This is a genomic window from Burkholderia sp. KJ006, from assembly GCF_000262695.1.
Lineage (GTDB): Bacteria > Pseudomonadota > Gammaproteobacteria > Burkholderiales > Burkholderiaceae > Burkholderia > Burkholderia vietnamiensis.
This window is the reverse complement of the sequence record NC_017921.1, coordinates 1,788,597-1,800,394: the sequence shown is the minus strand read 5'-3', so window position 1 is coordinate 1,800,394 and position 11,798 is coordinate 1,788,597. Positions and strand designations below refer to the sequence as shown.

At 67.0% G+C, this 11,798-nt stretch carries 9 protein-coding genes; 2 read left to right on the top strand and 7 right to left on the bottom strand.

Going from position 1 to position 11,798, the window contains the following annotated elements:
- Positions 1-58 precede the first annotated feature (58 nt).
- From MYA_RS21910 to MYA_RS21885, 6 genes are all read right to left on the bottom strand, one after another.
- Positions 59-547, bottom strand: coding sequence for a hypothetical protein (locus tag MYA_RS21910; RefSeq protein WP_014725096.1), 489 nt, complete (start codon positions 545-547; stop codon positions 59-61).
- Positions 525-1,796 (bottom strand): poly-beta-1,6-N-acetyl-D-glucosamine synthase, encoded by a 1,272-nt coding sequence (gene pgaC / locus MYA_RS21905; protein WP_011881951.1) that lies wholly within the window; start codon positions 1,794-1,796, stop codon positions 525-527. The genes MYA_RS21910 and pgaC overlap by 23 nt, the downstream gene beginning before the upstream one ends.
- The gene (pgaB, locus tag MYA_RS21900; protein ID WP_014725095.1) at positions 1,793-3,886 is read right to left on the bottom strand and encodes a poly-beta-1,6-N-acetyl-D-glucosamine N-deacetylase PgaB; all 2,094 of its coding nucleotides are present in this window, start codon (positions 3,884-3,886) and stop codon (positions 1,793-1,795) included. Before pgaB ends, pgaC begins: the two co-directional genes overlap by 4 nt.
- A gap of 15 nt (positions 3,887-3,901) precedes the next feature.
- Positions 3,902-6,769: a poly-beta-1,6 N-acetyl-D-glucosamine export porin PgaA gene (gene pgaA, locus MYA_RS21895; protein WP_014725094.1), complete on the bottom strand. Its 2,868-nt coding sequence runs from the start codon at positions 6,767-6,769 to the stop codon at positions 3,902-3,904.
- A 102-nt stretch (positions 6,770-6,871) separates the two neighbouring features.
- The gene (locus MYA_RS21890; RefSeq protein ID WP_011881954.1) at positions 6,872-7,636 is read right to left on the bottom strand and encodes a hypothetical protein; all 765 of its coding nucleotides are present in this window, start codon (positions 7,634-7,636) and stop codon (positions 6,872-6,874) included.
- A 62-nt stretch (positions 7,637-7,698) separates the two neighbouring features.
- On the bottom strand, positions 7,699-8,130 hold the full coding sequence (locus tag MYA_RS21885) for a hypothetical protein (protein WP_014725092.1): 432 nt from the start codon (positions 8,128-8,130) through the stop codon (positions 7,699-7,701).
- 333 nt (positions 8,131-8,463) lie between these two features.
- Here MYA_RS21885 and MYA_RS31400 point away from each other — a divergent pair, with 333 nt between their 5' ends.
- Entirely contained in the window at positions 8,464-8,853 is a 390-nt protein-coding gene (locus tag MYA_RS31400; RefSeq protein ID WP_131754126.1) for a hypothetical protein, read from the top strand.
- Here the strand turns inward: MYA_RS31400 and MYA_RS21880 are convergent.
- The gene (locus MYA_RS21880) at positions 8,796-9,788 is read right to left on the bottom strand and encodes a LysR substrate-binding domain-containing protein (protein ID WP_014725091.1); all 993 of its coding nucleotides are present in this window, start codon (positions 9,786-9,788) and stop codon (positions 8,796-8,798) included. The genes MYA_RS31400 and MYA_RS21880 overlap by 58 nt on opposite strands.
- A 574-nt stretch (positions 9,789-10,362) precedes the next feature.
- Between MYA_RS21880 and MYA_RS21875 the strand changes: the two genes are divergently transcribed.
- Positions 10,363-11,778, top strand: coding sequence for a circularly permuted type 2 ATP-grasp protein (locus tag MYA_RS21875; RefSeq protein WP_011881958.1), 1,416 nt, complete (start codon positions 10,363-10,365; stop codon positions 11,776-11,778).
- The last annotated feature ends 20 nt before the right edge of the window (positions 11,779-11,798 follow it).

Below are 11,798 nucleotides of genomic sequence, written 5' to 3'. Positions count from 1 at the left end.
CCCGGCGCGCGGCGCAAAGCGAACGATGCGCCGCGCGCGGACGGACGCGCACGCCGACCTACTCGCGGGGCTGCGGCCCCGCGTGCGCGATCCATTCGATGCCGGCGATCGAGCCGTTCGCGTCGTGCGACGCGACCAGAATGCGCGTCGTGCGCCGCGCGCCGTGGCGGCGTGCGCCGGCCAGCGCGTGCGCGGGCACCGAGCGCGCCTGCACGCTGGCCGAGCGCCGCAGCATCTTCGATACGCGCAGCCGGTACGCGAGCGGATGCACGACGCGCCCCGCGATCAGCCACGTGACGATGGTGCCGGCGATCAGCGCGATGCTCGTCACATAGAACACGATCTGCTCGATCGGCATCTCGGCCTCGTTGAACGGCAGCAGATAGCGGTACGTATAGATGCAGATCGATGCCCAGACCCCGCCCACCAGCGCGGGCCGCACGAGGCGGAACCATGCGACCAGCACGGGGCCGACGAGCGTGCCGCGCTCCGCGATCATCTCGTGCGGCGCACGCAGGGAAAGGTCAATAATCGGCGCGTTCTTCATGTTGAATGCCTCGGTCGGGACTGACCCACACGGCGCGCTTGCCGCGGCCCCGCAGTACGACGGCGGGCAACGCGACGACGGTGGTGATCATGCTGATCAGCCAGAACGCCACGGGGTACCAGATGGTGTCAAGGAAGTACATCAGGAGTTTTTCGTCGTAACGACGATCGATCATGCTGCCGATGATCAGCTGCAGGATGCAGGTTGCGACCAGCAGCATCCCGTGCCAGTGCGGCACCACGGACACATGCCAGTTCGCCGGGAGCGGGTACACCACGTCGATCAGCGCGAGCAGCAGGATGAACGACATCGCGTACGCCCATGCGATGCCGATCAGATACTCCGCGAACAGCGGCCACATCATCATCTGGGTCGGCCGCGCGAGCGTGCCCGCGTACTTGAGCAGCACCTGGATGCCGCCCTTCGCCCAGCGCAGCCGCTGTCGGTACAGTCCTTTCAGCGTCTCGGGCATCAGGATCCAGCTGAGCGCATGCGGCTCGTAGACCACGCGCCAGTCGCGGCACTGCAGCTTCCAGCTGATGTCGATGTCCTCGGTCAGCATGTCCGAGCTCCAGTAGCCGACGTCGGCGAGCGCGGTCTTGCGGAACATCGTGATCACGCCCGACACTGTGAAGATGCGGCCGTACACCTGCTGCGTGCGCTTGATCAGCCCGACGATCGACGAGAATTCGCCGACCTGCATGCGGCCGAGCAGCGACGTGCGCGTGCGGATGCGCGGGTTGCCGGTGACCGCGCCGACGCCCGGATCGGTCACGAAATGCTCGAGCATCCAGCCGATCGCGTCGTGCGCGAGCAGCGCGTCGCCGTCGATGCACAGCAGATACTCGGCGTTCGATACCGCTGCGGCGGTGGTGAGTCCGACCGCCTTGCCTTCGTTGCGCGCGTGGTGAATCACGAGCAGGCGCGGAATCTCGACGGCCAGTTCGTTGAGGATCTCGCCGGTGCGGTCCTTGCTGCCGTCGTTGACCGCGATGACGTCGTAGTTCGGATAATCCATCGCATCGAGGTGGCGGATCACGCTGCGCGCGTTCGCGGCCTCGTTGAAGCAGGGCACGACGATCGAGACCTTCGGAATGCCGCTCGCCGCGATCGCGCGCGTGCCGAGCGTGCGGCCTTCCTCGAGCAGGAAGTAGTGAACGACGCCGCCGATCATCCACAGATACGACATGAAGAAAGGGTAGTAGAACACGAAGTCCTGCACGCGCTGGATGAGGCTGTGGCTGGTCATGGCGTCCGGGTCCCCTGCGCGTTCTGCATCTGCATCAGCGCGTTGATCGATGTCGGGTCGAGGCGCGACTTCAGCGACATCACGTCGCGCATTGCGTCGAGCTCGGGTTGGCCGTTGAGGAAGTTGTCGGGGTAGTAGCCGAAGTTCACCGCGCCCTCGCTGCGCAAGCGCCGCATCTGCGCGAGCAGCGTGCCGGCCGACACCTCCTTGCGCGCATGCCAGTCGTACGACTGCAGTTCGAATACGGTGCGCTGCAGCCCGCGCTGCTTCGCGCGCACCGTGCGCACGAGCTGGTCCAGCCAGCGCTCCGGGTCGCTCGCCTGCTCCATGTACGGCATCGCCATCAACGCGACGTAGTCGTAGGTCGCGAGGAAGTCGTCGTAGTTCTGCGCGTACCACGCCTCGGACTCGGGCTTGATCACCGGCAGCGCGAACAGGTTGCGCGCGGTCAGCACGTCGCCGACGTTCTGATAAGCCAGCACGATCTGTTCGAGCTGCCGCGTCAGGTCGATCAGGTAGCGCGATTTCTGGCGGGTCCAGCGCTTCATCAGGTCGGGGCTCTCGCGGATCTTGCCGACATCGGCCGGCAGTCCCCACAGCGAATAGGTGTGCAGCGCATGCCGGCCTGCGTCCTCGTAATCGTCGAGCACGGCGTCGTCGCTGAACAGGATGCCGCTGAACGACGCGTGCTTGCTGAGATCCTCGTAGATCTGCTCGATCATCAGTCGCGCATCCGGATCGAACGGGCTCAGCCGGAACACGCGCGTGCCGTTCTCGCGCGCCGGCGCGCCGCCGTATGCGGTGACGGCCGCGAGCCCGCGCAGCTTGTCGGACGGCGGCCGGAACGCGAGCACCGGCATCCACGCGTACACCTGCACGTTCGAGCGCGTGTTGAGCTGCCACGCGGCGCGCGAGAACAGGTCGGCGCGCATCGGCAGATGGCGGTTCGGGAAATACACGGCTTCGGCGACGCCCGTGCCCTTCGGGTCCGCATAGGCCTGCAGGTAGACCGACTTCGGCTGCATCCGGTAGATGCGCTCGATCAGCTTGCCGAGATTGGCTTCCTGGCGCGCCGGGTCCGGATCGTAGACCTGATCGAGATCGACCTGCACGATGCGCTCGGGCACGTCGACGTCGCCGCGGTTCGACGCCGGCTCGCGCATCGAGCGCTCGAACCCGCCGATGTCGACGTCGTACATCATCAGGATCCGCCTCAGTCGGTCCAACGGCACGTCGGGCGTGTTCGGGCCGGCATCGAGGCTGAACTGGATGTCCATGCCGAGCGACGTCGATATCCTGCGCACGGGCTGGTTTTCCGCACCGTACGGCCACACCATCGCGCGCGCGACGATGCCGGTGCGCTCGCGGATCTGCCGCACGCAGGTTTGCAGGTCGTCGTGCACGCGTGCTTCGAACTCGGCGTCGGTTTCATAGCGCTTCTCGTCTTTGAGATACAGATGCGACGTGGTCGCCGGCAGCTCGTTGCCTTGCGGGTTCGCGACCGCGCCGTGATGAAGGTTGTGGGTGTGGCAGCCCAGCTCGACGAGGTGCGACTGGCCGATCTGCTTCACCTCGTCCCACGACATGAAGTAGTCGCGCGGCACCTGGACCTTGTCGCTGATGCGGATCGGCAGATCGGGCGGCGCGTCGATCCACGCGGTGACGATGCCCATCACGGCCGGATATTGGAAGCGCTCGAGCAGCGGCAGCACCTTGGTGTAGTGGCTGCGGTAGCCGTCGTCGAACGTGAGCAGCACCGCACGCGGCGGCAGCGGCTTGCCGCCGCGCCGCGACTCCTCGATCTGGCGGACCGTGATGGTGTGATAGTTGTTGGTCTGCAGCCACGAGAAGATCGCCGTCAGCGTGCCGGTGTCGACCGCGAACGGGTCGACCATCGCCGACGCGGACGAGAACGACGCCATCAGGTTGTCGCGCACGTCATGCAGGCAGATCACGCGAAACGTCTTGCCGTCGGCCGGATCGGACGGCGGCAGCAGGTCGATCATCTTGGCCCCCGTCACGCCCGGGAACAACGAACAGGCAGCAAACGTGCCGACGCATCCGCACATGAAGGTCCGTCTCGATTGCATTGTCCGATCTCCTTGCTAGAACGGCAGGTTGACCGACAGGAAGCCGGTTTCGGAGCGCTCGCGCTGGCCGTCGTACGCGTGGCTGCTCACCTCGATGCCGTAGCTGAGCGTGATGTCGCGCTTGAAGGTCCACGCGTGTTCGATGCGCGCACTCCACAGCGCGCTCGTGCCGAAACCGCGCTCGTTGTACATGCCGCCCGACACCGACACGCGCTGCTGCAATCCCATGTCGCCCTTCTTCCACAGCATCAGCTGGTGCATCACGGTGACGGCAGCCGCATAGTCGCGGCCTGGGCTGAAGTACGGTGCGTCCTGGCGCGTGTTGCTGTCGGTGCCGAGATCTAGCGACACGTTGACGAGCTGGTTGGCCGACGTGTACACGCGCTGCGTCGCGCTCGCCGCGATCTCCTGATGCAGGTTCGAGTCGCTGTAGCGGTTCACGCCGTAGCTGAGCCGGACCTCGCGGCGATCGTTCTGGCGATACACGACCGCGACGTTCGCGGAGCGGCCCCAGATGTGCGCCGCATAGGCCTTCCACGGGAGCGAGTTGTCGTTGCTGTCGAGCGCGCCGCTCACGGTCCAGTAGTCGTTCAGCGCGTAGGCGATCGTGCCGCGGCCGCCGGTTCGGCCATCGGTGCCGAGCGAGCGCGTGGCTTCCGCCTGCACGGTCAGCGGCCCGTGCCGGTAGTCGCCGCCGACGCCGGTGCGCGTGCGGCTGATCCTGCCGGCATCGGTCTGCGCGTAGCCGAAGAACGTATGCGAGAACACGCGCCAGTTGTCGCCGAACGGCTGTGAGTACAGATAGCTGTCCGACGTGAAGCTGTTGTCGGCCAGTGCGCTGTTGCCGTGTTCGTAGCTCAGTTCCGTCGTGAACACGGGGCTGCGATAGGCGTTGTAGTCGCGCTTGAAGCTGCGCACGGCGCCGCTGTCGGGGAACGTGTTGCCGAGCGTCTGATCGGCGTATTTCGCGCTCGCGTAGTCGTCGGCCGCGAGCGCCGCGCGGCCGAGACCGGCGAGCATCTCGACGCTGTCCGGATGATCGGTCAGCGAGGCGCGGTACATCGAGATCGCCTGGCGCGGATGCGACTGGCCCGACACCGCGTCGGCGTGCGCCGCGCGGATTTCCGCATTGAACGGCACCTCCTTCTCGAGCTGTTCGAGCGCGGCGATCCCTTCGTCGACGTGCCCCGTGACGATCAGGTATTGCGCGCGCAGCCGGTAGTAGCGCAAATAATCGCTTTCTTCCGGGCCGTAGTTGCGTACCTCCTTCGCGGGCGGCAGCGACGTGCGCATGTCGTCGAGCACTTTTCCGGCGTCGGCCGCGCGGCCCTGGTCGACGTACGACCAGAACAGCCCTTCGCGCAGTTCGATCGCGCGCGTGCGGGCGCCGTACTGGAAGCCGCGGGTCGCGCGGTCCGTCGGCGATGCGGTGGCCTGTTTCAGCGCACGCTCGTATACGGCGTGCGCCTTGGCCGGTTCGCTCAGGTACAGGTAGGCATCGCCGACGGCCGCGAGCGCGTCGATCGAGATCTCCGCGTTGGACGGGATCGTCTCGAACGTCGCGACGGCCGTTTTCATGTCGCCGCGTGCCGCATGCGCGATCGTGCGGTCGCCGGCGAGCGCGGTGCGGACCGGCGAATACTCGGGGGTCGGCGGCATCCGCTGGTCGAGATCGTCGGCGGCGCGCAGCGCGTCGTCGATCCCGTCGAAGCGGTCGGCGCTCGTCATCGAGCGCGACTTGTCGCGGCCGCCGCGGACCTGCTGACGTATCGACAGTTCCTCCAGCTGCGCGACGTCGACGGCCGAGAATGCGTCGGGCCGTGCCTTCGCTTCCTCGAGCGCCTTGACCGCGCCGCCGCTCGCCGCGAGGCCGAATACGTCGTTGCGCACGGTGGCGACGTCGGCGGTTCGCAGGTTCGGCGCCTGCGCGTTCGGCGCCTCGACGTCGGGGCCTTGCGAGCGCTGCGGCGTATCGCCGGGGAGCTGGGCGCCGGGCGACAGCGAGTTCGGCGCGTCGAGCGTGGACGGTTGCGCGCCGGGCGGCCGCAGGGTGGGCGCGTCCGGCAGCGGCGGGGCGGATGCCGAGGCGGTTCGGGTCGGTGCAGCGGGGGGCGCGGCCTGGGCTAGCAGTTGCGGCGTGGCCGGTGTGGGCTGTGCTGGCGTGGGCGGTTGGGGCAGGGCGAACGCGGATGTAGGCGGCGCAGTAGGCGTGCGCGTCGGCGGTGTAGCGGGTGGTGAAGGTGGCGACGACATCGAGGACATCGAGGACACCGAGGACACCGAGGACACCGAGGACGGCGAGGACGGCGACGAGGCCGACACCGACACCGACGACATCGACTCAGCCGCACCCGGCGAACTGTGCAGCGATCCATCCGGCGTATGCTCAGCGGCCGGTGTCGTGTCCGGCATCGTGTCCGCGGAGGCGGCGTCCGACGTGCCGACCGCGTCCATCGACCGAACCGGAGCGGCCAGCGCCGGCTCGACCGCACGCGGTTCGCTTGGCGGCGACGTATCCGGCTCGACGACGACCGTGGTCGGCCTCGCCGACGCTTGCAGGCGCGACGCCTGCCGCGCCTGCGCGACCTGCATCGATGCATCGGAGGCCCGGGCGATCGGGGGCGGCGCCGTGGGCGGCTCGGCGTCGGCCACCTGCACGACTTGCACCGTCGTACCGGCCGGCTGCATATCGGGCGGCAGCGCATCGCGCCCGCCGCCGGCGTCGGCCTCGGCGATTTCGCGCGCGCCGAGAGCTGACGCATCGCCTTCGCCGGCCAGACACGAGCCCGACGCGACGAGCAGCAACAGCAGGGGCGCATGCAGCAGGATCCGCCGGTTGGGCGGCGCGACGGACGTGCATTGTTGCTGGCGATTGCTGGCCACGATGTCTCCTCTGTCCGAATCGGTCACGACCGTTGCGCGCCCGGCGACGCACGTCGCCGCGATCGCGCGGGCGGGCGGCCATGCCCGCCGGCCGTGGACCGTCTACAGACGATTGCGTATCGCTTGCCCAAGCAGCGCACGCGATTCGCTATTCGTCGGATCGATGGCGAGCGCACGGCTCGCGTTTTGCTCGACGCATTGCCACTGGTCGAGCTGCGCGCACCGGCGCGCTCTTGCCAGCGCACGAGCGCTTGCGAGCTCGTCGTGCGTGACGCTGGTGGTCTCCATCCGGGCCGCGTCGGTCAGATACGACTGCGCCGGCGCGGGCGGCTGCACAGGGAGCTGCTTTTGCGCTGGGGGCCGCAGTTGCGACGCAGCCGCGCGGTGCCTGCGCGTGTGCCCCGGCGCTGGCGAACGCGACGTCCGGTGCGTGTCGCCCGTGTCCGTTACGCGCGCGCCGCCCGATGTGTCGTGCGGGCTCGTCGCGAGCGCCGCGTGCCGCGGGTCCGCACCGCGCGGCGGTTTCGCGGCGGAACCGGCGTCCGCTTGCGGTGCGGCGGGCGCTTTCGCGTCGGCGGCCGATGGCGGCGGGATGAGCGACGCCGACAGCGCGGCCGTCGATGCGGCGCCGACCGGTGCCGACGCGGCGACGAATGCGTTGCGATACTTGCCGACGGCCGTGCCGATCTCGCCCGCCACGTCGCGGGCGATGCTTGCGTGGCCGCGGCCCGGGTTGCGCTCGACGAGCGCAAACGCGCCGAAGATCGCGGCAAACGCCACGACGCTGAGCGCCGCATTCCTGCCGGGGCCCCACGAGGGTTTCGGTGGCCCGGCGGGGGAGTCGCCCGGTCGTTCTCCACGAGTCATTCGATGCTCCTCGGTGCGCGCGGATCCGATGGATGGCGCAACCGCGCGCGATCGGCCGGCGCCTACCACTTCAGTTGCGTGGTGAGCGCCCCCGTTTCGACGACCGCGAACTGTGTCGCGCCCGCATAGGTTCCTTCGATCCGGTAACTCGCGTCGGGCACGCTGAACAGGCAGCGCGGCCCGCTCGACTTGAACTCGACGAGTACGCGGCCATGTCGTCTGAGCCGCACCTGAACGTTCGACAGCGGCTGCCCGGTGCCGCCCGACACGAACGACACGCCGAGGTTGTACGGGCGACCGTCAGGCGGTAGCGGCGCGGTTCCGTCGATGCGTGCGTCGCCGCAGATGTACGAAATCATGTAGCGACCGGGCGCGATGCCCGACGCAGGTGCACCGCCGCCTGGCTGCGTCTGGGCGCCGGCATGCGCGAGACATGCAAATGCGACGACGCCGACGAGCACGCGCGCATGCTTCTTGAGCGACGAGGAAGACATTGTCACCTCCATCCGGAATTCATCGCACTGATTTATTCCGGGTCGAAATTAACGGCGTTCTTTTGCGACACGCTATTGATACACGATGGATTTTGAACAAACAACCGCGGGTGGCGGATATCGGACGCGCTTTAAAGGTCTTATTTAAACGGAATATGGATTAATTGGACGAAATGAATCAGCTCTGAACAAAGTCGCTATTTCCGGTCGTCGAAATTGGGCCGCGGTAGGAATGGCAGGAAGCAGGTCTCTGCGTGGTGGTTGTACCGAACTTCGTGCCGAAAAATAACGACTGATAAAAGAAACATTTGCGTCTGTATTCGAGTCGCTGCAGTGACGGCGAATGTACAGATTCAATCGGTAGTAAATGAGGGTGCGACGTTTTTGGTGATTATCACCATTGCGCGCAAGTCGAGATTTTTATTTTGTTTTGTAACGAGGTATTTCCGGCATACGAATCGCGCAGCGGCGGCGATCGATTTTGCATTCGGCAATAACGGCGGTCCGGATTCGCAAACGTTTGGTGTGACGGCCGATTTGATCGCGCGTGCGGCGGCCTGCATATTTACCGGCACAGGCTCGAAAAATGTGCAGCCGCGCCCGCCTGGGCGATCGGCCGGCGCGTGCAGGATCGCCGCCGACGTACCCCGCGAACCGCGACGCCGCTACCGCCCGCGCGCGCTGCCGCGCGCGACGCGCACCGCTGCCGTGGCAGGCGACTGACCGCCCACGGCGGCGTCGTTCGCTGCGCGCGGCCGGTTCATGATGTAGGTCCACAGCTGCTCGGCCGCGAGCCCGCGCTGGCGCGCCGAGCGGTACAGCCGGATCTCCAGCTCGGTGACCCAATCGGCGGACCCCGCGCGCACCAGCGAGCCGTCGGCGAGCTCCTTCGCCACGCAGCTCTCCGGCAGCCAGCCGATGCCGTGGCCGGCCACCACCATGCCTTTCAGCGCCTCGGACATATGCGTCTCGAAGCACCGGTGCAGCGCATACGGCCCCGCCGCATTCAGCAGCAGCATTTCGACGACGTTGCCGAGAAACGCGCCGGAGGAGTAGGCGAGCAGCGGCAGCGGCGCATCGGCGGCGCCCGGCAGCTCGAATACGGGCTTGCCGTGCGCATCGGGCGTCGACACCGGCAGAATCCGCTCGACGCCGAGCGTGACGAACGGGAAATGGTTGGGATCGAGCACGATCGGCAGTTGCGGATGGTGATAGCCGAGCAGCAGATCGCATTCACCTTCGACGAGCTGCTGCACGCCTTCCGGCACGTTCACCGCATTCACGCGGGCGGTCACATTGCCGACTTCGCCGTTCAACTGCTTCAGCCATTCGGGAAACAGCGTGAACACCAGCGTATGCGCGACCGCGAAGCGCACGACCTGATCGCTGGCGGCGAACTGGTCGTAGCCGTTCACGAGGTTGCGTGCCGCGTACATGCTGCGCAGGATGTCCGCCGCCAGCGCGCGGAACATCTGTCCGGCCGGCGTCAGCGCGACCGGGTTGATGCTGCGGTCGACCAGCTTGGCGTCCATCCAAGTTTCGAGCGCGGCGATTCGTCTGCTGAATGCCGACTGCGTCAGGTGCCGATGACGCGCGGCCCGGGAAAAACTCTTGGTATCCGCGAGGCTCAGGAAATCTTCCAGCCACTTTGCTTCCATTTCTTTCTTCGCTTTTTATAGTCGGGCGCCCACGGCGCGGCGCCACGGATTCGCTGCACGAACTTTCTAGCGTACCGCGCCTCGCCGCGAGCAGACCGATGTTTTTTTTCGATCGGTGTCAGTCGAAATATGCATGGGCATTGTCGGCGGCATTACGGCTGCATAAGTTTGAGACGCCGGAACCGGCTAACCGGTTAGTTCATCGCGTCGAACCGGGCGCCGCAGACGGTACTTCCCCAAGGGCCGGCCGCGGCAACCGTGGCCGGCCCGCTTCAGCCGCGATTCGGGGCCGCGGCGTGCCGGCGAATCGTCGCGGTGCAGATTGCATACGCGTGACACGCACGCGCACTAAGTTCGACGTCTGGCGCGGTGATCGCGCAATTGCACGCTGTCGATGCGACGCGCCGGGCCGCCGTTGCACCGACATGGTGCGGCATGGCGCGCAAGCGTGCGCGGGGCGGTGCAAAACGGGGGAAACGCACGGGTACGGCAAGGCACGGTCCTTGCAAAGCAGTATTTACGCCGGTCCGGCATGCGCAATGCCGGGAAGAATGATCGATGGAGAAAAAGATCGATGAAGCCATTCGATGAAATGCTGCAATCCGGCGACATGGTGAGGGCGCCTTATGCGCGCCTCAAGCAGTGGCTCGACACGCAGGACCCTGCCAGCCTCGCCCAGAAGGCCCACGATGCGGAGGCCGTGTTCCGCAGGACGGGCATCACGTTCGCCGTCTACGGCGACGCCCAGGCGGCCGAGCGCCTGATCCCGTTCGACATCGTGCCGCGCATCATCTCGGGCGCCGAATGGAGCCGCCTGTCGCTCGGCATCGAGCAGCGCGTGATGGCGCTCAACGCCTTCCTCGACGACATCTACCATCGCCAGGAGATCGTGCGCGCGGGCATCGTGCCCAAGCATCTGATCGCGCACAACGAGGCGTTCATCCCCGAGATGATCGATTTCCGGCCGCCCGGCAACGTCTATACGCACATCATCGGCGTCGACATCGTGCGCACCGGCGAAGATCAGTTCTACGTGCTGGAGGACAACGCGCGCACGCCGTCCGGCGTGTCCTACATGCTGGAGAACCGCGAGACGATGATGCAGCTCTTTCCGGAGCTGTTCCAGCAGGTCAAGGTACGCCCGGTCGAGACCTATCCGCAGATGCTGCGCCAGTCGCTCGCGGCCGTGTGCCCGCCCGGCGGCAACGCCGACAATCCGACCATCGCCGTGCTCACGCCGGGCATCCACAACTCCGCGTACTACGAACATTCGTTCCTCGCCGACCAGATGGGCGTGCATCTCGTCGAAGGCAGCGATCTGCAGGTGATCGATGGCCGCGTCGCGATGCGCACGACCGAAGGCTTTCGCGCGATCGACGTGCTGTACCGCCGCGTCGACGACGCGTTCCTCGATCCGCTCACGTTCCGGCCCGACTCGGTGCTCGGCGTGGCCGGGATCATGGACGTCTACCGCGCCGGCAACATCACGATCGCGAACGCGCCCGGCACCGGCATCGCCGACGACAAGGCGATCTACTCGTACATGCCGGAGATCGTCGAGTTCTACACCGGCCGCAAGGCGCTGCTGGAGAACGTGCCGACGTGGCGCTGCGGCGACGCCGACAGCCTCGAATACGTGCTCGCCCATCTCGACGAGTTGGTCGTGAAGGAAGTGCACGGCTCGGGCGGCTACGGGATGCTGGTCGGCCCGTGCGCGTCGAAGGCCGAGCTCGCCGCGTTCGCCGCGAAGCTGCGCGCGCGGCCGGCGAACTACATCGCGCAACCGACGCTGGCGCTCTCCACGACGCCGATCCTGACCGACGCCGGCCTCGCGCCGCGCCACGTCGACCTGCGGCCCTTCGTGCTGGTGTCGGACCGCATCCGCATCACGCCCGGCGGCCTCACGCGCGTCGCGCTGCAGGAAGGCTCGCTCGTCGTCAACTCGAGCCAGGGCGGCGGCACCAAGGACACCTGGGTGCTGGCCGACTGAGCCGCGAACGCACGCGCGCG

Bases quoted from the DNA above. Each gene is read 5' to 3' on its own strand.
- MYA_RS21910 (WP_014725096.1), bottom strand. From the start codon at position 547: ATGAAGAACGCGCCGATTATTGACCTTTCCCTGCGTGCGCCGCACGAG.
- pgaC (WP_011881951.1), bottom strand. From the start codon at position 1,796: ATGACCAGCCACAGCCTCATCCAGCGCGTGCAGGACTTCGTGTTCTAC.
- pgaB (WP_014725095.1), bottom strand. From the start codon at position 3,886: ATGCAATCGAGACGGACCTTCATGTGCGGATGCGTCGGCACGTTTGCT.
- MYA_RS21890 (WP_011881954.1), bottom strand. From the start codon at position 7,636: ATGACTCGTGGAGAACGACCGGGCGACTCCCCCGCCGGGCCACCGAAA.
- MYA_RS21885 (WP_014725092.1), bottom strand. From the start codon at position 8,130: ATGTCTTCCTCGTCGCTCAAGAAGCATGCGCGCGTGCTCGTCGGCGTC.
- MYA_RS21880 (WP_014725091.1), bottom strand. From the start codon at position 9,788: ATGGAAGCAAAGTGGCTGGAAGATTTCCTGAGCCTCGCGGATACCAAG.
- MYA_RS21875 (WP_011881958.1), top strand. From the start codon at position 10,363: ATGAAGCCATTCGATGAAATGCTGCAATCCGGCGACATGGTGAGGGCG.